Origin of the sequence: Bradyrhizobium sp. SZCCHNR1053, assembly GCF_032381235.1 — a bacterium.
In the GTDB taxonomy this organism is placed as follows: Bacteria; Pseudomonadota; Alphaproteobacteria; order Rhizobiales; family Xanthobacteraceae; genus Bradyrhizobium.
On sequence record NZ_JAUHJM010000004.1, the window covers coordinates 81,779 to 103,769 of the forward strand.

The 21,991-nt window shown below is 65.5% G+C and carries 20 protein-coding genes; 16 read left to right on the forward strand and 4 right to left on the reverse strand.

The genetic code is table 11. The annotated features are described in order from the left end of the window. Positions 1 to 14 precede the first annotated feature (14 nt). Positions 15 to 2,363: a bifunctional salicylyl-CoA 5-hydroxylase/oxidoreductase gene (locus QX051_RS12480; RefSeq protein WP_315776325.1), complete on the forward strand. Its 2,349-nt coding sequence runs from the start codon at positions 15 to 17 to the stop codon at positions 2,361 to 2,363. A 54-nt stretch (positions 2,364 to 2,417) separates the two neighbouring features. After that, the gene (locus tag QX051_RS12485; protein WP_315757985.1) at positions 2,418 to 3,665 is read left to right on the forward strand and encodes a flavin-dependent oxidoreductase; all 1,248 of its coding nucleotides are present in this window, start codon (positions 2,418 to 2,420) and stop codon (positions 3,663 to 3,665) included. A 114-nt stretch (positions 3,666 to 3,779) separates the two neighbouring features. Here QX051_RS12485 and QX051_RS12490 read toward each other — a convergent pair whose 3' ends face one another. Both QX051_RS12490 and QX051_RS12495 read right to left on the reverse strand, forming a co-directional pair. After that, positions 3,780 to 4,238: a cupin domain-containing protein gene (locus QX051_RS12490; protein ID WP_172111799.1), complete on the reverse strand. Its 459-nt coding sequence runs from the start codon at positions 4,236 to 4,238 to the stop codon at positions 3,780 to 3,782. Positions 4,239 to 4,259: 21 nt separating this feature from the next. Further along, positions 4,260 to 5,444, reverse strand: coding sequence for an ABC transporter substrate-binding protein (locus QX051_RS12495; RefSeq protein ID WP_315776326.1), 1,185 nt, complete (start codon positions 5,442 to 5,444; stop codon positions 4,260 to 4,262). A 305-nt stretch (positions 5,445 to 5,749) separates the two neighbouring features. Here QX051_RS12495 and QX051_RS12500 point away from each other — a divergent pair, with 305 nt between their 5' ends. The 4 genes from QX051_RS12500 to QX051_RS12515 all read left to right on the forward strand — a co-directional run bounded on the left by QX051_RS12500 (position 5,750) and on the right by QX051_RS12515 (position 9,647). Further along, positions 5,750 to 6,244 (forward strand): MarR family transcriptional regulator, encoded by a 495-nt coding sequence (locus QX051_RS12500; protein ID WP_315741180.1) that lies wholly within the window; start codon positions 5,750 to 5,752, stop codon positions 6,242 to 6,244. A gap of 165 nt (positions 6,245 to 6,409) precedes the next feature. Further along, positions 6,410 to 8,095, forward strand: a complete 1,686-nt coding sequence (locus tag QX051_RS12505) for a benzoate-CoA ligase family protein (RefSeq protein WP_315776327.1) — start codon at positions 6,410 to 6,412, stop codon at positions 8,093 to 8,095. A gap of 21 nt (positions 8,096 to 8,116) precedes the next feature. After that, entirely contained in the window at positions 8,117 to 8,563 is a 447-nt protein-coding gene (locus QX051_RS12510; protein WP_315741182.1) for a RidA family protein, read from the forward strand. A gap of 808 nt (positions 8,564 to 9,371) precedes the next feature. Then, positions 9,372 to 9,647 (forward strand): hypothetical protein, encoded by a 276-nt coding sequence (locus QX051_RS12515; protein WP_315741183.1) that lies wholly within the window; start codon positions 9,372 to 9,374, stop codon positions 9,645 to 9,647. Between the two features lie 423 nt (positions 9,648 to 10,070). Here QX051_RS12515 and QX051_RS12520 read toward each other — a convergent pair whose 3' ends face one another. Then, complete coding sequence (locus QX051_RS12520; RefSeq protein ID WP_315773061.1) at positions 10,071 to 11,438, reverse strand: vWA domain-containing protein; 1,368 nt, start codon at positions 11,436 to 11,438, stop codon at positions 10,071 to 10,073. Positions 11,439 to 11,443: 5 nt separating this feature from the next. Then, the gene (locus QX051_RS12525) at positions 11,444 to 12,403 is read right to left on the reverse strand and encodes a MoxR family ATPase (protein ID WP_315773062.1); all 960 of its coding nucleotides are present in this window, start codon (positions 12,401 to 12,403) and stop codon (positions 11,444 to 11,446) included. A 262-nt stretch (positions 12,404 to 12,665) separates the two neighbouring features. Here QX051_RS12525 and QX051_RS12530 point away from each other — a divergent pair, with 262 nt between their 5' ends. From QX051_RS12530 to QX051_RS12575, 10 genes are all read left to right on the forward strand, one after another. Further along, positions 12,666 to 13,079, forward strand: a complete 414-nt coding sequence (locus QX051_RS12530; RefSeq protein ID WP_315776539.1) for a TspO/MBR family protein — start codon at positions 12,666 to 12,668, stop codon at positions 13,077 to 13,079. Between the two features lie 246 nt (positions 13,080 to 13,325). After that, positions 13,326 to 14,225: a LysR substrate-binding domain-containing protein gene (locus QX051_RS12535; protein ID WP_315776328.1), complete on the forward strand. Its 900-nt coding sequence runs from the start codon at positions 13,326 to 13,328 to the stop codon at positions 14,223 to 14,225. Between the two features lie 440 nt (positions 14,226 to 14,665). Then, complete coding sequence (locus QX051_RS12540) at positions 14,666 to 16,042, forward strand: MFS transporter (protein WP_315776329.1); 1,377 nt, start codon at positions 14,666 to 14,668, stop codon at positions 16,040 to 16,042. A 42-nt stretch (positions 16,043 to 16,084) separates the two neighbouring features. Further along, entirely contained in the window at positions 16,085 to 17,110 is a 1,026-nt protein-coding gene (locus QX051_RS12545) for an amidohydrolase family protein (RefSeq protein WP_315776330.1), read from the forward strand. Between the two features lie 18 nt (positions 17,111 to 17,128). Then, positions 17,129 to 17,824: a 4-carboxy-4-hydroxy-2-oxoadipate aldolase/oxaloacetate decarboxylase gene (gene ligK, locus QX051_RS12550; protein ID WP_011925385.1), complete on the forward strand. Its 696-nt coding sequence runs from the start codon at positions 17,129 to 17,131 to the stop codon at positions 17,822 to 17,824. A 6-nt stretch (positions 17,825 to 17,830) separates the two neighbouring features. Continuing rightward, entirely contained in the window at positions 17,831 to 18,769 is a 939-nt protein-coding gene (locus QX051_RS12555) for an NAD(P)-dependent oxidoreductase (protein ID WP_315776331.1), read from the forward strand. An 8-nt stretch (positions 18,770 to 18,777) separates the two neighbouring features. Next, positions 18,778 to 19,692, forward strand: a complete 915-nt coding sequence (locus QX051_RS12560; RefSeq protein ID WP_315776332.1) for an amidohydrolase family protein — start codon at positions 18,778 to 18,780, stop codon at positions 19,690 to 19,692. 12 nt (positions 19,693 to 19,704) lie between these two features. Then, entirely contained in the window at positions 19,705 to 20,094 is a 390-nt protein-coding gene (gene ligA / locus QX051_RS12565; RefSeq protein ID WP_315773072.1) for a protocatechuate 4,5-dioxygenase subunit alpha, read from the forward strand. After that, a complete protein-coding gene (locus tag QX051_RS12570) occupies positions 20,095 to 20,958 on the forward strand; it encodes a class III extradiol dioxygenase subunit beta (protein ID WP_315776333.1) in 864 nt (287 codons plus the stop codon). 1 nt (position 20,959) lies between these two features. Beyond that, positions 20,960 to 21,931, forward strand: a complete 972-nt coding sequence (locus QX051_RS12575) for a Gfo/Idh/MocA family oxidoreductase (protein ID WP_315776334.1) — start codon at positions 20,960 to 20,962, stop codon at positions 21,929 to 21,931. Positions 21,932 to 21,991: the final 60 nt, after the last annotated feature.

Consider the following 21,991-nt stretch of genomic DNA (forward strand, 5'->3'; position numbering starts at 1 on the left):
CAGTGGAGGCGCTCATGAAGATCGCGATCATCGGCGGCGGACCTGCCGGTCTCTATGCGGCGATATTGCTCAAGAAGCAGCGGCCCAGCGCCGACATCGCGGTCTACGAGCGCAACCGCGCCGACGACACGTTCGGATTCGGCGTGGTGTTCTCCGATGCCACGCTCGACAATTTCGAGAAGCATGACCTGCCGAGCTACCAGCGGATCACCCAGGAATTCGCCTACTGGGATGATATTGCCGTGCATTTCCGCGGCACGGTCCACCGGGTCGGCGGCAATGGTTTCTGCGGCTGCTCGCGCCGCACGCTGCTGCGAATCCTGCAGGAGCGTGCGCGCGAGCTGGGCGTGACCCTGCAGTTCGAGGTCGACCTCGAGGACGAGTCGCAATTCGCTGATGCGGATCTCCTGATCCTGTCTGACGGCATCAACAGCCGCTTCCGCCAGAAATACGTCGATCACTTCCAGCCCGAGGTCGATCTGCGCGCCAACAAGTTCGCGTGGATGGGATCGACCAAGCCGCTCGACGCCTTCACCTTCATCTTCCAGGAGACGGAGTGGGGCCCGTTCATCGCGCACGCCTATCAGTACGAGACGGGCCATTCGACCTGGATCTTCGAGACCGATCCAGAGACCTTCGAGCGGGCCGGCCTGACCGGGCTCGATGAGCGGCAATCCGCCGACCGCATGAAGGAGATCTTCGGCTGGTTCCTCGGTGATCATCCGCTGCTGATCAACCGCTCGATGTGGCGCAACTTCCCGATGATCCGCAACAGGCGCTGGGTCAAGGACAACATGGTGCTGCTCGGCGACGCCAAGTCGACCGCGCATTTCTCGATCGGCTCGGGCACCAAGCTCGCGATGGAAGACGCGATCGCGTTGGCTGACGCCATGCAGCGCGCGCCCAGTATTCCGGCCGCACTGGATCTTTATGAGCATGGCCGCCGCGAGGAGGTCGAGAAGACGCAGCATGCCGCCGACGTGTCGCTGGTCTGGTTCGAGCACGTCGACCGCTTCTGGGATTTCGATCCGGTGCAGTTCGCGTTCGGCGTGATGACGCGCTCGAAGGCGATCACCTACGACAATCTCACCTTGCGCGCGCCGGATTTCGTGGCCGAGGTCGACAAGGCGTTCGCGCGGCAGGTTCGCGCGAAGGGCTTCGACGTCGACGTCGAGAAGCCGGTCGCGCCGATGTTCCAGCCGCTCAAGCTGCGCGAGATGACGATCGCAAATCGCGCGGTGCTGTCGCCGATGTGCATGTACTCGGCGGCGGAGGGTGTGCCCGGCGATTTCCATCTCGTGCACTATGGCTCGCGCGCGATCGGCGGCGCCGGTCTGCTGTTCACCGAGATGACCTGCGTCAGCCGCGAGGCCCGCATCACGCCCGGCTGCGCCGGTCTGTGGAACGACGCGCAGGAGGCCGCCTGGAAGCGCATCGTCGATTTCGTTCACGCCAACTCGCAAGCCAAGTTCGCGCTGCAACTTGGCCATGCCGGACGCAAGGGCGCGACCAAGCTGATGTGGGACGGCATGGACCGGCCATTGGAGCAGGGCGGCTGGGACATCGTGTCGGCGTCGCCGCTGCCGTACTTCCCTGACAGCCAGGTGCCACGCGAGCTCGACCGCGCGGCGATGGACGCGATCAAGGCCGATTTCGTCGCCGCGGCCGAGCGTGGCGAGCGCTGCGGCTTCGACATGCTCGAGCTGCACTGCGCCCACGGCTATCTGCTGGCGAGCTTCATCTCGCCGTTGACCAACAAGCGGACCGACGCGTATGGCGGCGCGCTGGAGAACCGGCTGCGCTTCCCGCTGGAAGTGTTTGCCGCGATGCGCGCGGCGTGGCCGGCGCACAAGCCGATGTCGGTGCGCATCTCCGCCACCGACTGGGCCGAGGGCGGCGTCGCTGGTGACGACGCGGTGCTGATCGCCCGCGCCTTCGGCGAGGCGGGCGTCGATCTCGTCGACGTCTCGACCGGTCAGACGGTGCGCGAGGCCAAGCCGATCTACGGCCGCATGTTCCAGACGCCATTCTCCGATCAGGTCCGCAACGAGGCCCGCGTCGCCACCATGTGCGTCGGCAACATCACCTCGGCCGATCAGGTCAACACGATCCTTGCCGCCGGCCGCGCCGATCTCGTCGCGCTCGGCCGCCCGCATCTGGTCGACCCCGCCTTCACCATGAAGGCCGCGGCCTGGTATGGCGCCGACATGTTCTGTCCGCCGCAATATCTGCCGGGCAAAGAGCAGATCTTCCGCAACAGCGTGCGGGAGCGGCAGGATTTCGAGGAGCTGAAGATTAAGGCTAAGCCGAAAACGCGGGCGGAGCTGAAGGCCGAGGCTGCGAAGCCGCTTGCGGCGGAGTAAGCCGCTGTGCCACGCTGCGGCCAGGTACGTCCTGAGCGAGTGGAGTAGGGCGCGATGAAGGCGATCATCGTTGGCGGCGGTATCGGTGGATTGACCACGGCGCTGATGCTGCGGGCGCGCGGCATCGACTGTGAGCTGTTCGAGCAGGCGGATGCGATCCGCGAGCTCGGCGTCGGCATCAACACCCTGCCGCATGCGATCCGCGAGCTCGCCCAACTCGGACTGCTCGACCGGCTCGACCAGGTCGCCATCCGCACCTCCGAGCTGTTCTACCTGACTCGGCGCGGCCAGGAGGTCTGGCACGAAGCGCGTGGGCTCGACGCCGGCCATGACGTGCCGCAATTCTCGATTCATCGCGGCCGGCTGCAGAGCGTGATCCACCAGGCCGTGGTGGAGCGCCTCGGGCCGGAGAAGGTCCACACCGGCTGCCGGCTCGGCGCCTTCACCCAGGACGAGGGCGGGGTCACCGCCTATTTCTTCGATCGCACCGGGTCTCATGTCCACACCGTCCGTGGCGACGTGCTGATCGGCGCCGACGGCATCCATTCCAAGGTCCGGCAGACGCTGTTCCCCAACGAGGGCGCGCCGTGCTGGAACGGCCTGATGCTGTGGCGCGGCGCCACCGACTGGCCGGTGTTTTTGACCGGGCGGTCGATGATCATCGCCGGCGGCCTGAACGCCAAGGCGGTGATCTATCCGATCGCCGAGGGCTCGAGCCCCGCGACCCGCCTCACCAACTGGGCCGTGCTGGTGCGCATCGGCGATGCCAACACCGCGCCGCCGCGGCGTGAGGACTGGTCGCGGCTCGGCAAGACGGACGAGCTGATGCCGCATGTCAACGGCTTCTCCATTCCCCAGGTCGACTTCGCCGCCATGGTGCGGGCGACGCCGGAGTTCTGGGAATATCCCTGCTGCGACCGCGATCCGCTGCCGTACTGGTCGAGCGGCCGCGTCACCTTGTTGGGCGATGCCGCGCATCCGATGTACCCGGTCGGCTCCAACGGCGCCTCGCAGGCCATTCTCGATGCCCGCGCGCTCGCCGATGCCTTGGCCCGCTCCGAGCATCCGCGCCAGGCGCTGATGGCCTATGAGCAGAAGCGGCTGCCGATGACCGCCGAGATCGTCGCCTCGAACCGCCGCGGCGGTCCCGAGGGCGTCATCGATGCCGTCGAGCAGCTTGCGCCGCAGGGCTTCACCGACATCAACACCATCCTGAACTACGAGGCCCGCGAGGGCATCGTGCGCGGCTATGCCAGCCGGGCCGGCTTTGCCGCGCGGATGGTCACGCGGCAGGCGTCGTAGCAACTATCTGAGGCTGCCCGAACGGCTGCCCCTCCAGCCCTCTCCCCGCGAGGACGGGGAGAGGGAGCGCGCTGCGTTCTGCGCGACAGTTCGAAAACAAGCGCCAGATCCGGCTCACGCCCCCGGAGGCGGGGGCAGGAAGTGGATGTTGTGCTCGGCGGCGAGCTTGACCACGTCGTCCGGATTCTGCTCGCGCATGTTGTGGATCGCCCAGAACAGCTCGTAGAGCCGCCGCGTCGGCGACACCCAGAACAGCGTCTTGGCGGTCTGCTGCGACTTGTTGAAGATGCCGTGCGGCTTGCCCATCGGCAGTCGCACCGTGTCGCCGGCGGTCGCATACTCCTCGGCGCCGTCGAGGAAGAAGTCGAGCCGTCCTTCGAGGATATAGAGGTACTCGTCCTGGTCGGGGTGGATGTGCGGCGGCACGAAGGTGCCGACCGGGAACGTCGCGTGCCAGGAGAAGCTGTGCTCGGTGCGGTTCTTCGGCACGTAGACCTGGCCGAGGATGTTCCAGGAGATGCCCTGGATGCCCTCATTGGCCCGGGTGATGCCCGCGATTTCCGGATGGCTCATGTTGGTTTTCGCTCCCTGCTTTTACTTGGCCACGCAGTCCTTGGCGTAGCGGTCGGCGTAGTTCTCGAACACCTTCTGCACGATCTCTGTCTGGAACTTGCCGTCCGGGCGCTTGGCGACCTTGGTCAGATAGAAGTCCTGGATCGGGTAGCCGTTGGTGTTGAACTTGAAGTTGCCGCGCAGCGAGGCGAAATCGGCCTTCTTCAGCGCCGCGGCCACGGCATCCTTGTTGCTGAGGTCGCCGCCGACCGCCTTCACGGCGCTGTCGATCAGCAGCGCGGCGTCATAGGCCTGCATGGCGTAGGTGCCGGGCACGCTGTTGTAGGCGGCCTCGTAACCGGCGACGAACTTCTTGCTCTGCGGATTGTCGAAATTCGGTGCCCAGTTGGCGCCGCCGAACATTCCGACCGCGGCATCCTGCTGCGCAGGGAGCGTGGACTCGTCGACGGTGAAGGCGGAGAGCACCGGGACGCTGTCGGCAAGGCCCGCCTGCTTGAATTGCTTGACGAGGTTCACGCCCATGCCGCCCGGCATGAAGGTGAACACGGCGTCCGGCTTTTGCGAGGAGATCTTGGACAGCTCGGGCTGGAAGTCGAGCGTGTTGAGCGGAACGTAGGACTCTTCGACGATCTCGCCCTTGTAGTCGAGCTTGAAGCCGGCGACGCTATCGCGCCCGGCCTGATAGTTCGGCACCAGCAGATACATCTTCTTGTAGCCGCGGTCCTGTGCGACCTTGCCGAGAACCGCGTGCACCTGGTCGTTCTGGTACGACGTCACATAGAAATACGGGCTGCACTCCTTGCCAGCGTAGCTCGACGGACCGGCATTCGGGCTGATCAGGAAGGTCTTGTTCTCCGTGATCGGGCGGTGGATCGCCTGCAGCATGTTGGAGAAGATCGGGCCGACGACGAAGTCGACCTTGTCGCGCTCGAGCAGGCCCTTGGCCTTGGTGATCGCGGCGTCCGGCTTCAGCTCGTCGTCGGCGACGACCACCTCGACGTCCTTGCCGCCCATCTTGCCGCCGAGGTCCTTGATCGCGAGATTGAAGCCGTCGCGGACCTGCCCGCCGAGCGCGGCGGCCGGCCCCGAAAGGGTGACGATGACGCCGATCTTGATCTTGTCGGCGGCCAGCGTCGGCTGCGCCAGCAGGCACGCGACAACGCCAAGTCCAGCGCCGAGACCGACCAGCTTCGAACTCACTTTCATGACAACTCCCCCGGATGCGGAAATTCAGGTTTATGTTTTTTGCACCTGACCAGATGATGCGTCAGACCGCAGCTTGGTCTCAAGCCTAGTCCGATGACGCCCTTGCCCGCAAGCGAGCTGCCTGCGGTGAACGGCGGTTTCGGCTGCATGCAAGCAGCGCGCCAATTGCTTGAAGGTTAAAGGAATTACCGTCCTTCCTCCTCTGCCACAGGGGACGGTACGTTTTTCCTTGCTCCCGGAAGGTCCTGAAGGTCAAACTCGCGAGCCTCGCTGGACGAGGCTGAACGTGCCCAAGTGATTCCGTCATGACGCTTGATTCCGAGACCAAGGCCGTCGAGCTGCCCGAGGACCATGCCGAGGAGCTGCGGCTGTGGCTGCGCCTGCTCACCTGCACGACCCTGATCGAGGGCGAGATCCGCAGCCGGCTGCGCGAGCGCTTCGACGTGACCCTGCCGCGTTTCGACCTGATGGCGCAGCTCGACAAGGCGCCTGATGGCATGACCCTGTCCGATGTCTCCAAGCGCATGATGGTTTCGAATGGAAACGTGACCGGGCTGGTCGAGCGCCTGGTCGAATCCGGCCATCTCGATCGCCGCACTTCGGAGACCGATCGTCGGGTTCAGGTGATCCGCCTGACCAAGCTCGGCCGCGCCGAATTCCGCAAGATGGCGGCCGAGCACGAGACCTGGATCGCGGACATCTTCGGCGATCTCACGGAGAAGGACGTGCGTGAGCTGATGCGGCTGCTCGCCAAGACCAAGGGATCGGCGCAGAAAGCCGTGCAGCGCCGGCAGGATTGACGCGAGCCTGACAGGACGTCGCAGGCGGCGCTGCTGCGCGCGGCAAACGCTCAAACAATTTGCTGGCAGTGCACAATCTTCGGCTCTTGCGTCCAGATGTTTTAAGTCTAAAATGTTTAGGACTGAAACGTACCGGGCGTCTTTCCTTTCAGACAGGAGCCTGTGATGGCCACCGCCGCCAAAGCTCAACTTCCGGACAGCGCAAAGGCGCATAGCGCCCATGTCGACACCTTCGCTCAGGACAATCTGCCGCCGCGCGAGCTGTGGCCCGACTTCGTGTTCAGCCGGCCCGAATTCCACTATCCGCCACGGCTGAACTGTGTGACGCATTTCGTCGACCGCTGGGTCGAGGAAGGGCGGGGCGATGCGCCCTGCATCATCAGCACCGAGGTCAGCTACACCTATTCCGAGCTGCAGGCCCTGGTGAACAAGATCGCCAACGTGCTCGTCAGCAAGCTCGGCCTGGTGCCCGGCGGCCGCGTGCTGCTCCGCTCCGCGAACAATCCGATGATGGTTGCCACCTATCTGGCCGTCATCAAGGCCGGCGGCATCGTGGTCGCCACCATGCCGCTGCTGCGCGCCAAAGAGCTGTCCTATCCGATCCAGAAGGCGCAGATCGCGCTGGCGCTGTGCGACGGCAAGCTCGCCGACGAGATGGAAAAGACGCGCGCGGTCGCGCCGGCGCTGAAGCAGGTCCTGTACTGGGGCAACGGCCGGCCCGACGCGCTGGAAGCGCTGATCGCGGATGCCAGCCCGGACTTCACCGCGGTCGATACGGCCTCCGACGATCTCTGCCTGATCGCGTTCACCTCGGGTACCACCGGGGACCCGAAGGGCACGATGCATTTCCACCGCGACATGCTGGCGGTCTGCGATGGCTACGCCCGCAACGTGCTGCGCGCCAATCAGGGCGACCGCTTCATCGGCACGGCGCCGCTCGCCTTCACCTTCGGCTTCGGTGGCGTGCTGTTTCCGATGCATATCGGCGCCTCCTATGTCGTGCTGGAGAAGACGACGCCGGACGATCTGTTGTCGGCCATCGAGCGCTACAAGGCGACCGTCTGCTTCACCGCCCCGACGGCGTATCGCGCCATGCTCGGCAAGCTCGAAGGCCGTGACATCTCCTCGTTGCGCAAATGCGTTTCCGCTGGCGAGACGCTGCCCAAGCCGACCTTCGATGCCTGGCTCAAGGCGACCGGGCTGAAGTTGATGGATGGCATCGGCTCGACCGAGATGCTGCACATCTTCATCAGCGCCGTCGAGGACGAGATCCGGCCCGGCGCCACCGGCAAACCGGTGCCGGGCTACGAGGCCAAGATCATCGACGATGAAGGCCGCGACGTGCCGCCGGGGACCATGGGGCGGCTCGCGGTGCGCGGTCCCACCGGCTGCCGCTATCTCGCCGACGAGCGTCAGCGCAAATACGTCCAGAACGGCTGGAACGTCACCGGCGACACCTATGTCATGGATGAGGACGGCTACTTCTGGTACCAGTCGCGGTCGGACGATATGATCGTGTCGTCCGGCTACAACATCGCCGGCACCGACGTCGAGGCCGCGCTGCTGACGCATCCCGCGGTCGCCGAATGCGGCGTGGTCGGTGCGCCCGACGAGGCCCGCGGCATGGTCGTCAAGGCCTATGTCGTGCTGGCGCCCGGCGCCGAGGGCACCCCGGCGCTGGTGGCCGAGCTGCAGGAGCATGTCAAACGCGAGATCGCGCCCTACAAATATCCGCGCGCGATCGCGTTCGTGACGCAGCTGCCCAAGACCGAGACCGGCAAGCTGAAGCGGTTCGCCCTGCGCGCGATCGCACAGGCCGCCGCTGCGCCATCGTCGGGCACGGGCGCGTAGCAGAGACAGGGAGAGACGTTCGTGAGCACGACCAAAGCGCCCACGCTCGCCGTGGTGAAGCAGGAGGAGGGCGAAGGCCTGCGCGTCCTGCAGCCGAGCGGCTGGCCGATGCCGAAGGGCTATGCCAACGGCATCAGCGCGGACGGACGGATCGTCGTGACCGGCGGCGTCATCGGCTGGGACGCGAACGAGACGCTGGCCGAGGGCTTCGTGGCGCAGGTGCGGCAGGCGCTGCAGAACATTGCCGCCATCCTGGCCGAGGGCAACGCCGGACCGGAGCATCTGGTGCGGCTGACCTGGTACGTCGTCGACATGGACGAGTATCTCGCCAACCTGAAGGATCTCGGCAGGATCTATCGCGAGATCTTCGGCAGCCACTATCCGGCGATGGCGCTGGTGCAGGTGGTGCGGTTGGTCGAGAAGGCCGCGCGCGTCGAGATCGAGGCGACCGCGGTGGTGCCGCGCTGAGGGCGACGTTCGAGCGAGAGGCGCGAGACCATGGAGATTTCCGTAAAGTGCTGCGAAGCCGGGCTCCGCCGTGCGCATGCGTTCCTTCCATCGGTCTCGGCTCGGAGATAATTGAAGCAAAATCCGCGACGCGGTTTCGACCTCACCTCAGCGTGCGACATTGCCCTCTCGCGGCGCAGATGCGCCCGAGCTGTGCTGGTCTCGTTCGCCCTCCTGAAATCGAGGGCGCAGGGAAGGCCGGGTGTCCACCACACCCGCGGCCCCCGTGCGAAAAATGTGCACGGGGCAGGAACCACAGGTGGGCCGAACATTCCGGCCTTCCCTGCGCGATGGTCTGACGGCTTATACGTGGTCTCCCTGGTGCACCGGGCTTGTTGGCCACCATGGCGCGCGCAATGCGCTGGGGCATTGTCACGCACGTGATACCAGCATCGGGGTATCAGGACATCACGACTTCACCGTACGCCGCCACATCACTCGTCTGCGCGAGATGCGCATGATGCAACCACGTCCATCGCAGCCTGCCCCACGTATCGTGACGACGCGTACGTCCCTCTTCGCCGAGGCAGGATGGGCGCAACCATCGTCCTGATTTGCCCGACGACACAAGGCTGTGACGCTGCGACATGGTAACGCGACGGGCAGTCACATAGCAGGTCACGGATCTCGTGCGGAGCCATTCGTGGAACGAACAAATGTGGTCGTCAGATGAGAATGTCGCCGAACGACGGACTCCGGATCGCCATGCCGCAGACAAAAACCTGTTCGAGCGTGGCAGCGCAGTGGCGGGTGAGAGCAGGGGGCAGATTTGGACTGGAAATTCTTCGTGACGACGGCGCTGGCTGCCGCCATCGGGGCTGCGGCCGGTGCATTGGCGTTGGCAAGTGCTGGTGGCGGCGGCATAGAACATCAGGCCGACGCCAAGATGCTGGAAATCGGCGTCGCCATCCTGCGCGAGCCGGCGCGGGTGGATGATGATCCGATGCGATCATGGGCGGTGAAAGTGGTGGAGAAGAAGTCCGGCGTGAGCTTCACCGATCAGCAGCGCGCGGCGTTGCTGAAGCGGGCGGCCGGGGGACGGTAGATCAGCGATCCGCTGAATAGCGTGGGCAAAGGCGTGCCTGCGCGATTGCCTGTTTGTCGATGCTGTGTGATAGCAGCCGTGCTGACCATCTTGTGCTGATAGATTTTAGTCGGCGCGCCCCGTGGACTCGGGACCGGTGTCATCAGGTGTCAGAACCAGTTGTGCCTCACGTTCCGGCCGGTGGTTATGGGTCCCGGCGTTCGCCGGGACGACGGTTGTGAGTGGGGCGCACAGCTGCGTAGGACGGCCCCAGTCGAGCGACAACCACCGCTGTCGTCCCGGCGAACGCCGGGACCCAACCGCGGGACTTTCCTTGGGCCCGAATGGGAGAGATATCCAAGGCCCCGACGCGCTGCTCCATCATGTTGTCATTGGGAGGCGCGCAGCTTCGCTGCGCTCGCAATGACGGGGTGAGAGCGGGGGCTACTGATACGCCGAGACGATGTCGCTCACCGCGCGCTCCAGCTGCTGAGCCGTCGCGCAGGGACGTACCACGTTGCAGAAGGTCTGGTAGCGCGGCATCTCGGAATCGCCCCAGCCCCAGGTCACGCGCCCTTCGGGGTTGAGCCAGACCACGCGCTTGGCGCGCTCCGAGATGGCTTTCAGGATGTCGGCGCGTGGATCGAGCTTGTTGCTGCGGGCGTCGCCGAGCACGATCACGGTGGTCTGCGGCGTGACCGAGGCCATGAACTGCTTCTCGAAATCGACCAGCGAGCTGCCGTAGTCCGACGAGCCGAAGCCGACCTTGTCCATGATCTCGGCCATCGCCTCCTCGGCGGATTTCTGCTCCAGGATCTCGCTGACCTCGATCAGATGGCCGGAAAACGCGAACGAGCGGACGTCGCTGACGACGTCGTGCAGGCTGTGGATCAGCAGCAGGAAGAAGTCGGAGACGCGCGCGACCGAGCCGGAGACGTCGCACAGCGCCACGATCTTCGGGCGGTCGCGATGCCGCCGCTTCCACGCGGTGAGGAAGGGCACACTGCCCCAGGCGGCGTTACGGCGAAGCGTGCGGCGGACGTCGAGATGGCCGCGGCGCTGGCGCTTGCGCGGCTTGCTGTAGCGCTCGCGCAGGCGGCGGGCGATCTGCCGGATCAGCGCCCGCATCGCCGCGACCTGGCGCGGCTCAATGCGCGATAGCTGCGCGTTGCGCAGGATCTCGTGGCGCAAATTCTCGGTTTCCTCGCGGCCGTACAGTGCGAGCGCCTGCGCGACGGCATCACGCACGGTGTCGCGCAGGCCATCGAGCCCGGCCTGCAGCCGTTCGGCCAGCGCGGGATTGCTTTCGGTCAGTGCGTCCAGATCGTCGCGCAGTCGCTGGATGCCCATCGTCTCCAGCATGCGGCTGGAGAACAGGCCGCGCTGGGTGAAGTAGCGGATCTCGGAAAGGCCGACGGCGCTGGAGGCGTTGGCGATCGCAGCCGAGATCTCGGCCGTGCTCTGCGCGAGCAGCATCTGGGCAAGGGGGCCGAGCTCGGTATTCGCTTTGCCGGTCTGCTGCCCCAACGTCGGCGCTGGCTGGGCTTCGGTCTGCGCCGCCTCCTCTGATCCCTCGTTCGTCTCTGCCTGTGCCGGATCGACATGGGCGAAGAACAGGTCGAAGCAGGCGCCGAGCGCCTTCTTCTCGTCCTCGCTCTTGGCCAAGGTCAGCAGCAGGCTGTCGCGCAGCACGGTGCGATCGGACAGGCCCACGCGCGCCACTGCCCGCATCGCGTCGATGCTCTCGGCCGGCGAGACATGCACGCCGGCGCCGCGAGCGGCGCGAAAGAAGCGATGCAGGTTCTCCTGCATGGGCCCTATCCGAAGATGTTCTGGCGCTGCGCCTTGGCGACGAAGGTCGTCACCTGCGGCAGCGCCACCTCGATGTCGGACTCGTATTTCAAGAGCACGTTGAGCGTGTCCTTGACCACCTCATGGCCGAGCTCGGCGGCCTGCAGCAGCACCAGCACGCGGGCCCAGTCGATGGTCTCGCTGACCGACGGCTGCTTCTTCAGGTCGAGCGTGCGGATGTCATGGATGAAAGCCACGAGCTGCCGCCGCAGGGTTTGCGAGATGCCGGGGATGCGGCTCTCGACGATGCGCTCCTCCAGCTTCTGCTCCGGGAAGCCGATGTGCAGATGCAGGCAGCGCCGCTTCAGGGCGTCGCCGAGATTGCGCTCGGAGTTGGAGGTCAGGATCACGGTCGGCGGCTTGGCGGCGGCGATGCTGCCGAGCTCGGGGATCGTGACCTGGAAGTCCGACAGGATCTCCAGCAGCAGCGACTCGAACTCGGCGTCGGACTTGTCGATCTCGTCGATCAGGAGCACGCAGCCATCAGGCTCGAGCAGGGCCTGCAACAGCGGCCGGGGTTCGACGAATTCCTTGGAGAAGAACACGTCGCCGAAATCATGCAGCTGGGCGAGCGCCGCGTGCAGCGTCTGCGCGCCGCCGAGCACCTCGCCGAGCTTGTCCTTCAGGATCTGGGTGTAGAGCAGCTGCTTGGCGTATTTCCACTCATACAGCGCCTTGGCCTCGTCGAGCCCCTCGTAGCATTGCAGCCGGATCATCTTGAGGCCGCGCCAAGCGGCGATGGCCTTGGCGAGCTCGGTCTTGCCGACGCCGGCCGGGCCCTCGACCAGGATCGGCTTGTCGATCGCCTGCGACAGGTAGACGGCGGTGGCGATCTGGCGGCTGGCGATATAGCCCTGGGCGGCGAGGCCGGCTTCGACGGCCGCGATCGAGGCGATGGCTGAAGAGGGGGCCGGGGAATCAGCCACTGATCGAACTCCGTTTCCTTGGGCAGTCGGACCTGGAGCTGACGTGATCGGCGGTCCGGTCCCTGCGATGCCCGTCAGGCGAAACCCCTGACATTTGCTGGCTTTGTGTTATGTCCTGGCTACGCGCCCGGCCCATCCTTGTCCAGTGCGGGCGCGTCGGCAGGGCAGCATGGCTGCCTGTCCCGGATCGACGGACCCCGAAAATCACGCCGAGCGGAATATGAACCGATCCATCCTGCATCTCCTCGTCCTCTTGGTTCTCGTGGTCGGAGGCGGCTGGATCATCGGCGCCTCGAACCTGCCCGGCGCCTGGTACGGCTCGCTCAACAAGCCCTGGTTCACCCCGCCGGGCTGGCTGTTTCCGATCGCCTGGACCGTGCTCTACATCCTGGTCGCGATCGCCGGCTGGCGGACCTATGAGCGCGTCGGCAGCGGTGCGGTGATGCAGGTGTGGTGGGGCCAATTGGTCCTGAACTTCGCGTGGTCGCCGGTGTTCTTCACCGCGCATCTGATGTGGGTGGCGTTCGCGATCATCGTCAGCATGTTCGTCTTGATCGTGACCTTCATCGTGATGCAATGGCGCGACGACCGGATCGCGGCGCTGCTGTTCGTGCCCTATGCCTGCTGGGTCGCGTTTGCGTCCGCGCTGAATTTTTCGGTGAACGTGCTGAACTGAGATGAGGCGGCTGATGGGGCGAAGCTGTAACTTTTTGTCCGCGGCGCAGCCTCGAATTCCGCTGTCGTCCCGGCGAACGCCGGGACCCATACCGCGGACGGCCGATTGTTGGAAACGGCTCTGCGTCATCTTTCTTTCTCGACAGAGGGCCCCGGTGGTTATGGGTCCCTGCTTTCGCCGGGACGACAGCGGAGGGTGGGGCAGCCGGCTGTGCATACTGAGGCATGATATTCGAGGCCTCCAGCTATGAACCTCAAGCAGCTCGAATATTTCGTGCAGGTCGCCGAGCTCGGCTCGTTCAGCAAGGCGGCAAGCGTGCTCGACGTGGCGCAGCCGGCGCTGTCGCGGCAGGTGCGGGCGCTGGAATCCGAATTGAAGCAGCAGCTGTTCGCGCGCAACGGCCGTGGGGTGGCGCTGACGGAAGCCGGCAAGCGGCTGCTCGATCACAGCGTCGGCGTGCTGCAATTGGTGGCGCATGCGCGCGAGGATCTCGGCGCCAGCCGCGATGCGCCGGTCGGCCGCGTCACCATCGGCCTGCCGCCGAGCATCGCGCGGCAATTGACGCTGCCGCTGATCGACCGCTTCCGCAAGGAGTTTCCGGCGGCGCGGCTCGCCGTGGTCGAAGGCCTGTCGACGCATGTGGTGGAGTGGGTGACCACGGGGCGTATCGATGTCGGCATGGTCTACAATCCCGAGGCCCAGGCCGGCATCGAAATTACGCCGGTGCTGCAGGAGCCCTTGGCGCTGGTGAGCCACGCGCCGAAGGGCAAGCGCCGCGTCACCGCGCCGCTGCCGATGGCCGAGCTGTCGCGCTATCAGCTGATCATGCCGGAGCGGGTGCATGCGATGCGGCGTCTGCTGGAGACGCAAGCCGCGCTCGCCGGGATCAAGCTCGACATCGCCTGGGAAGTGTCGAGCGTGCCCTCGATCATCGACCTCGTCTGCGCCGGCTACGGCCACGCCGTGCTGACCCCGAGCGGCGTCGCCACGTCCGGGCGCGCGAGCGAGCTCGCGATCCGTCCACTGACCGAGCCGGCGCCGACCAGCGTGCTGTGCCTCGTCACCTCGGCGCACAAGCGCCCGACGCCGCTGGCGCAGCACACGATGAAGCTGGCGACGGCGCTGATCAGGAAGCTGCCGCGGTAACTGAAGCACTCTGTATCCGCTCTACCGGTGCCGACCCTCCCCTGGAGGGGGTGGGTCGGTCGCCTGCGAAGCGGGCGAGCGGGGGTGGGGTGAAGCCACGGGCGCCGGAGCATCTGGAGAGATCACCCCACCCCGGCTCACTTGCGCTGCGCTCAAGTCAGCCGACCCTCCCAGGGGCGGGTGGAGCCCGGGGCGTCTACGTGATGCGCAGTCCGCAGCCCAGACCCGTTGAGACCCATTCTAAAATCAGCATGGCTCACCTGATATCTTATGCCGTTTTGGAATAGCTGATAGACGCAGCCCGGCGCTGGCGCGCCCTGTCGCGCCCGGTCACATATCTCGTCAAGCCGCCGCAGGCGCAGGGCTGATCGCGCACGGACGCGCGCTCCTTGCGGACCTCGGCGAACGAGCAAGAACAGCCCCCAAGGAAAGCAGAAACGATGCAAACGACCGGCCGCGTCGACGTCCAGGCCTTTCTCGACGATCACAAGTTCTCCGCCTTCCAATGGCTGATCTTCGCGCTCGGCTTCGTCATCGTGCTGCTCGACGGCTTCGACACCGCGGCGATCGGCTTCATCGCGCCGTCGCTGCTCAAGGAGTGGGGCATCGAGAAGTCGGCGCTGGGGCCGGTGCTGAGCGCGGCCCTGTTCGGCCTTGCCGGCGGCGCGCTGTTTGCCGGTCCCGTGGCCGACCGTCTCGGCCGCAAGCTGGTGCTGGTCGGCTCGGTGCTGATCTTCGGCGTTGCCTGTCTCGCCTCGGCCTTCGCGACCAACCTGACCGAGCTCACCGTGCTCCGCTGCATCACCGGCATCGGCCTCGGCGCCGCCATGCCGAACGCCGTGACCCTGCTCAGCGAGTATTGCCCGGGCCGGCTGCGCGCCACCATGACCAATTTGATGTTCTGCGGCTTCCCGCTGGGCGCGGCCTGCGGCGGCTTCCTGGCCGCCTGGATGATCCCGCAATGGGGCTGGCGCAGCGTGCTGGTGCTCGGCGGCGTGACGCCGCTGGTGCTGACCGTGCTGCTGATCGTGATCCTGCCGGAGTCCGTGCACTACCTGCTGTCGCGCGGCGCGAGCGTCGAGCGCGTGCGCAAGGTGATGTGCAGGATCTCGGCCGCGGCTTCCGATGTCGGGCAGTTCGTGATGCTGGAGCCGGAACATGCGGAGACCACCCGCCGCGTCAACGCGACCGGCATCGGCATGGTGCTGTCGCCGGTGCTGCGCATCGGCTCGGTGATGCTGTGGGTCACCTATTTCATGGGGCTCGTGATCTTCTACTCGCTGATCAACTGGATGCCGGTCCTGTTCAAGGATGTCGGGCTCAACCCGCAGACCGCGACCCTGATCTCGGCGCTGTTCCCGCTCGGCGGCGTCGGCGCGGTGTTCTTCGGCGTGCTGATGGACCGCTTCAACGCCAACCGCATCGTCGCCGTCGGCTATGCCCTGACCGCGGTCACGATCTTCCTGATCGGCCAGGCGGTCGGCAATTTGGGCTTGCTGGTGGTGATCGTGTTCGTCGCCGGCGTCGTCATGAACACGGCGCAGTCGTCGCTGCCGGCGCTGGCCGCCTCCTTCTATCCGACCCAGGGCCGGGCCACCGGCGTGGCCTGGATGATGGGCATCGGCCGCTTCGGCGGTATTGCCGGCTCCTTCTTGGTCGCCGAGCTGACCGCGCGCCACCTGACCTTCAGCGAGATTTTCACCGTGATCGCAGTTCCCGGCTTGATCGCGGCGCTCGCCCTTGTGGTAAAGCAGGCCGTGGGACCCGGCGGCCGCGCCAGCGGCAAGGGTGTCGGCAGCCCTGTGATTGCGCATTGAGCGGCGCCCCGGAAGACAGAGAAGCTTGAGGGAGAGACTGACGTGATCATCGACGTGCACGGCCATTACACGACGGCCCCGAAGGCGCTCGAAGAGTGGCGCAACCGGCAAATCGCGGGCATCAAGGATCCCTCGGTGATGCCGAAGGCCTCCGAGCTTTCGATCAGCGATGACGAGCTGCGCGAGAGCATCGAGAGCAACCAGCTCAAGAAGATGAAGGAGCGCGGCAGCGACCTCACCGTGTTCTCGCCGCGCGCGAGCTTCATGGCCCACCACATCGGCGACTTCCAGGTGTCCTCGACCTGGGCCGCGATCTGCAACGAGCTGTGCTACCGCGTCAGCAAGCTGTTCCCGGACCATTTCATCGGCGTCGCGATGCTGCCGCAGTCACCCGGCGTCGACCCCAAGACCTGCATTCCCGAGTTGGAGAAATGCATCAAGGAGTACGGCTTCGTCGGCATCAATTTGAACCCGGACCCGTCCGGGGGCCACTGGACCTCGCCGCCGCTGTCGGACCGGCACTGGTATCCGATCTATGAGAAGATGGTCGAGCTCGACATCCCCGCGATGATCCACGTCTCGACCAGCTGCAACGCCTGCTTCCACACCACCGGCGCGCACTACCTCAACGCCGACACCACGGCGTTCATGCAGTGCCTCACGTCTGACCTGTTCAAGGACTTCCCGACCCTGAAGTTCCTGATCCCGCATGGCGGCGGCGCGGTACCCTATCACTGGGGCCGGTTCCGCGGCCTCGCCCAGGAGCTGAAGAAGCCGCTGTTGAAGGATCACCTGCTCAACAACATCTTCTTCGACACCTGCGTCTATCATCAGCCGGGCATCGACCTGCTGACCGGCGTGATTCCGATCGACAACATCCTGTTCGCGTCGGAGATGATCGGCGCCGTCCGCGGCATCGATCCGGAGACGGGCTTCTATTACGACGACACCAAGCGCTACATCGAGGCCGCCAAGCTGACGCCCGAGCAGCGCCACCAGATCTACGAAGGCAATGCGCGGCGCGTATTCCCGCGTCTCGACGCCGCGTTGAAGGCCAAGGGCAAGTGATTTAAGGGCAGACGAGCGATGAGCACCCCCATGAACAATCTCGGCATCGTCAAGACGAAGATCACCCGCGCCGACAAGGCCGCGGTGGAGAAGCTGTCGAAATTCGGCGTCGCCACCATCCACGAGGCGATGGGCCGGGTCGGCCTGATGCAGTGCTACATGCGTCCGATCTATCCGACCGCGAAGATGTGCGGCACGGCCGTCACCGTGCTGCTGCAGCCCGGCGACAACTGGATGCTGCATGTCGCGGCCGAGCAGATCCAGCCCGGCGACGTCGTCGTCGCGGCCTGTACGGTCGAGAACACCGACGGCTTTTTCGGCGATCTCCTGGCCACCAGCTTCCGCGCCCGCGGTGCCCAGGGCCTCGTGATCGACGGCGGCGTGCGCGACGTCGCTGATCTGACCGAGATGCAGTTTCCGGTGTTCTCGCGCGCAATTTCCGCACGGGGAACGGTGAAAGCCACGCTGGGCTCGGTCAACATCCCGATCGTCTGCGCCGGTGCGGCGGTCAATCCGGGCGACGTGATCGTCGCCGACGTCGACGGCATCGTCGTCGTGCCGGCCGCGGTCGCGCATCAGGCCGCGGACGCCGCCGCCGCGCGCGAGGCCAATGAGGCCGACAAGCGCGAGAAGCTGGCGTCCGGCGTGCTCGGTCTCGACATGTACAAGATGCGCGAGCCCTTGGCGAAGGCCGGGCTCAAATATATCGATTGAGCGACGATGACTGTGGCGTCCAACCCAAGTCCTTCTAACCGATGGCATGTCGGGCTGATCGGCTACGGCGAGGTCGGCAAGATCCTCGCCGAGGATCTGCGCAAGGACGGCGTGCGCGTCTGCGCCTTCGACGTGAAGCTGGCTGACGCTAGGGGCGACGCGATGCGCAGTCACGCCGCTGAAATCGGCGTGACGCTCGCAGCCTCGCATGCCGAATTGGCAGCGCAGGCCGACTTCATCGTCTCCGCGGTCACCGCGAGCCAGGACGTGGCGGTGGCGCAGGCCTGTGCTGCCACGATCAAGCCAGGCGCCTGGTTCCTCGACTTCAACTCGGCCTCGCCCGGCGCCAAGCAGCGCGCCGCCGCGCTGATCGACGGCGCCGGCGGACGCTATGTCGAAGGCGCGGTCATGACCTCGGTGCCGCCCTATCGCATCAAGGTGCCGCTGCTGCTCGGCGGCTCCGGCGCGCGCGAGCTGGCGCCGCTGCTCAACGATCTCGGCTTCGCCGCGAAGTTCGCCAGCGACAAACTTGGTGTCGCCTCGGCCACCAAGATGTGCCGCAGCATCATGATCAAGGGCCTCGAGGCGATGGTGATCGAGAGCTTCACCACCGCGCGCGCCTACGGCGTCGAGGATGCGGTGCTGGCTTCGCTGCAGGAGACGTTCCCCGGCATCGACTGGGAGAAGCAGGGCGCCTATTTCTTTCAGCGCGTGATCGAGCATGGCCGCCGCCGCGCCGAGGAGGTCAGGGAGGTCGCCGAGACCGTGCGCGACATCGGCCTGACGCCGTGGTCGGCGGAAGGCACGGCCGAGCGCCAGGCCTGGGTCGCCGATCTCGCCGATGGCGGCCTGTTCGGCACCCGCGGAGCCAAGGACTTCGCGCGCAGCCCGGACTGGCGGACCGAGGCCGATCGCATTCTCAACAAGATCAAGTCCAAGGAGTAGGGAACCTCATGGAGTTCCAGAAGACCCCGGGATGGCTCGACTGGTACGACGGTCCGTCGAAGCCGCGCTTCAAGGTGCCGGCCGGCAGCGTCGATGCGCATTGCCACGTGTTCGGCCCCGGGGCCGAATTCCCCTATGCGCCCGAGCGCAAATATACGCCCTGCGACGCCTCCAAGCAGCAGCTCTATGCGCTGCGCGACCATCTCGGCTTCGCGCGCAACGTCGTGGTGCAGGCGACCTGCCACGGCGCCGACAACCGCGCCATGGTCGATGCGCTCGTGCATTCCAACGGCAAGGCCCGCGGCGTCGCCACGGTGAAGCGCAGCGTCAGCGACGCCGAGCTGCAGGCGATGCACGACGCCGGCGTGCGCGGCGTCCGCTTCAACTTCGTCAAGCGCCTGGTCGACTTCACGCCCAAGGATGAGCTCATCGAGATCGCCAACCGCATCAACAAGCTCGGCTGGCACGTCGTGATCTACTTCGAAGCCGTCGACCTGCCGGAGCTGTGGGACTTCTTCACCTCGCTGCCGACCACCGTCGTCGTCGACCACATGGGTCGTCCCGATGTGACCAAGCCGGTCGATGGTCCCGAGTTCGAGCTGTTCGTGAAGTTCATGCGCGAGCACGGCAACGTCTGGTCCAAGGTGAGCTGCCCGGAGCGTCTCTCGGTCAAGGGACCGCCGGCGCTGAACGGCGAGCAGAACGCTTATCGCGACGTGGTGCCGTTCGCCAGGCGCATCGTCGAGACCTTCCCGGACCGCGTGCTGTGGGGCACCGACTGGCCGCATCCGAACCTGAAGGACCACATGCCCGACGACGGCCTCCTGGTCGATTTCATTCCGCATATCGCTGTCACGCCGGAGCTGCAGCACAAGCTCCTGGTCGACAATCCGATGCGGCTTTACTGGCCGGACGAATCCTGAAGGAGAGAAGCGATGTCGCTCGACAAACCCTATACCGACGTTCCCGGCACGACCATCTTCGACGCGGACATGTCGCGGATGGGTTATCACCTCAACCAGTTCTGCATGTCGCTGATGAAGGCGGAGAACCGCGCCCGCTTCAAGGCCAATGAGCGCGCCTATCTCGACGAATGGCCGATGACCGAGGAGCAGAAGCAGGCCGTGCTCGACCGCGACCTCAACCGCTGCATTTCGCTCGGCGGCAACATCTACTTCCTCGCCAAGATCGGCGCGACCGACGGCAAGAGCTTTCAGCAGATGGCCGGCAGCATGACCGGCATGACCGAAGATCAATATCGCGACATGATGATCAAGGGCGGCCGCTCGGTCGAGGGCAACCGCTACACCGGGGAGAAGAAGTAAATGGCCCATATCTCCGCAAGCGTCTTCACCTCGCACGTCCCGGCGATCGGCGCAGCGCTCGACCTCGGCAAGACCGGCGAGGATTATTGGAAGCCGGTGTTCGCCGGCTACGACTTCGCCAAGCAGTGGGAGAAGGAGCAGAAGCCCGACGTCGTGTTTCTGGTCTTCAACGACCACGCCACCGCCTTCAGCCTGGAGATGATCCCGACCTTCGCGATCGGCACCGCGGCCGAATATCAGCCGGCCGACGAGGGCTGGGGACCGCGTCCCGTGCCGAAGGTGATCGGCCACCCGCGGCTCGCAGCGCACATCGCGCAGTCGGTGATCCAGGACGATTTCGATCTCACGATCGTCAACAAGATGGACGTCGACCACGGCCTCACCGTGCCGCTCAGTCTGATCTTCGGTCAGGTCGATGCCTGGCCGTGCCCGGTGATCCCGTTCGCCGTCAACGTCGTGCAATATCCGGTGCCGTCCGGCCGCCGCTGCTTCATGCTCGGCAAGGCAATCCGCAAGGCGATCGAGAGCTATGACGAGCCGCTCAACGTGCAGATCTGGGGCACCGGCGGCATGAGCCACCAGCTGCAGGGCCCGCGCGCCGGCCTGATCAATCGCGAATGGGACAACATGTTCCTGGACAAGCTCATCAACGATCCGGAAGGCCTGTCCAAGGTGCCGCATATCGACTACGTCCGCGAGGCCGGCAGCGAGGGTATCGAGCTCGTGATGTGGCTGATCGCGCGCGGCGCCATGAGCGACGTCAACGAAGCCAAGAAGGGCAACGCGCCGACCGTGCGTCACCGCTTCTACCATGTGCCGGCCAGCAACACCGCCGTCGGCCATCTGATCCTGGAGAACAACTGATATGGCCAAAGACGGTTCTAAGACCATCAAGGTCGCGCTCGCCGGCGCCGGCGCCTTCGGCATCAAGCATCTCGACGGCATCAAGAACATCGACGGTGTCGAGGTGGTGTCGCTGGTCGGGCGCCGCTTCGACCAGACCAAGGAAGTCGCCGACAAATACGGCATCAAGCACGTCTCGACCGAACTCGCCGACAGCCTGAAGCTGCCGGAGGTTGACGCCGTCATTCTCTGCACGCCGACCCAGATGCATGCGGCGCAGGCGATCGACTGCCTCAAGGCCGGCAAGCATGTTCAGGTCGAGATCCCGCTCGCCGACTCGCTCAAGGATGCGCAGCAGGTCGTCGAGCTGCAGAAGGAGACTGGGCTGGTCGCGATGTGCGGCCACACCCGCCGCTTCAATCCCAGCCACCAGTTCGTGCACAAGAAGATCAAGGCCGGCGAATTCCACATCCAGCAGATGGATGTGCAGACCTACTTCTTCCGCCGCACCAACATGAACGCGCTCGGCCAGCCGCGCAGCTGGACCGATCACCTCTTGTGGCACCACGCCGCGCACACGGTCGACCTGTTCGCCTATCAGGCGGGCTCGCCGATCGTGAAGGCCAATGCTGTGCAGGGACCGATTCATCCCAACCTCGGCATTGCCATGGACATGTCGATCCAGCTCAAGGCCGCCAATGGCGCGATCTGCACCTTGTCGCTGTCGTTCAATAATGACGGCCCGCTCGGAACTTTCTTCCGCTACATCGGCGACACCGGCACCTATATCGCCCGCTACGACGATCTGGTGAACGGCAAGGAAGAGAAGATCGACGTCTCCAAGGTCGACGTCTCCATGAATGGCATCGAGCTGCAGGACCGCGAGTTCTTCGCCGCCATTCGCGAGGGCCGCGAGCCCAACGCCTCCGTGGCCCAGGTGCTGCCCTGCTACCAGGTGCTGCACGATCTCGACGAGCAGCTCGCCAAGGGCTGACACTATCCCTCCTCGCGTGGTAGGCGCGGGGAGGGGACTTCCCAGGCGCGGCCCCGCGGC

Coding starts and splice junctions, on each gene's coding strand:
- QX051_RS12480 (WP_315776325.1), top strand. CDS start 15: ATGAAGATCGCGATCATCGGCGGCGGACCTGCCGGTCTCTATGCGGCG.
- QX051_RS12485 (WP_315757985.1), top strand. CDS start 2,418: ATGAAGGCGATCATCGTTGGCGGCGGTATCGGTGGATTGACCACGGCG.
- QX051_RS12490 (WP_172111799.1), bottom strand. CDS start 4,238: ATGAGCCATCCGGAAATCGCGGGCATCACCCGGGCCAATGAGGGCATC.
- QX051_RS12495 (WP_315776326.1), bottom strand. CDS start 5,444: ATGAAAGTGAGTTCGAAGCTGGTCGGTCTCGGCGCTGGACTTGGCGTT.
- QX051_RS12500 (WP_315741180.1), top strand. CDS start 5,750: ATGACGCTTGATTCCGAGACCAAGGCCGTCGAGCTGCCCGAGGACCAT.
- QX051_RS12505 (WP_315776327.1), top strand. CDS start 6,410: ATGGCCACCGCCGCCAAAGCTCAACTTCCGGACAGCGCAAAGGCGCAT.
- QX051_RS12520 (WP_315773061.1), bottom strand. CDS start 11,438: ATGCAGGAGAACCTGCATCGCTTCTTTCGCGCCGCTCGCGGCGCCGGC.
- QX051_RS12535 (WP_315776328.1), top strand. CDS start 13,326: ATGAACCTCAAGCAGCTCGAATATTTCGTGCAGGTCGCCGAGCTCGGC.
- QX051_RS12540 (WP_315776329.1), top strand. CDS start 14,666: ATGCAAACGACCGGCCGCGTCGACGTCCAGGCCTTTCTCGACGATCAC.
- ligK (WP_011925385.1), top strand. CDS start 17,129: ATGAGCACCCCCATGAACAATCTCGGCATCGTCAAGACGAAGATCACC.
- QX051_RS12555 (WP_315776331.1), top strand. CDS start 17,831: ATGACTGTGGCGTCCAACCCAAGTCCTTCTAACCGATGGCATGTCGGG.
- QX051_RS12560 (WP_315776332.1), top strand. CDS start 18,778: ATGGAGTTCCAGAAGACCCCGGGATGGCTCGACTGGTACGACGGTCCG.
- ligA (WP_315773072.1), top strand. CDS start 19,705: ATGTCGCTCGACAAACCCTATACCGACGTTCCCGGCACGACCATCTTC.
- QX051_RS12570 (WP_315776333.1), top strand. CDS start 20,095: ATGGCCCATATCTCCGCAAGCGTCTTCACCTCGCACGTCCCGGCGATC.
- QX051_RS12575 (WP_315776334.1), top strand. CDS start 20,960: ATGGCCAAAGACGGTTCTAAGACCATCAAGGTCGCGCTCGCCGGCGCC.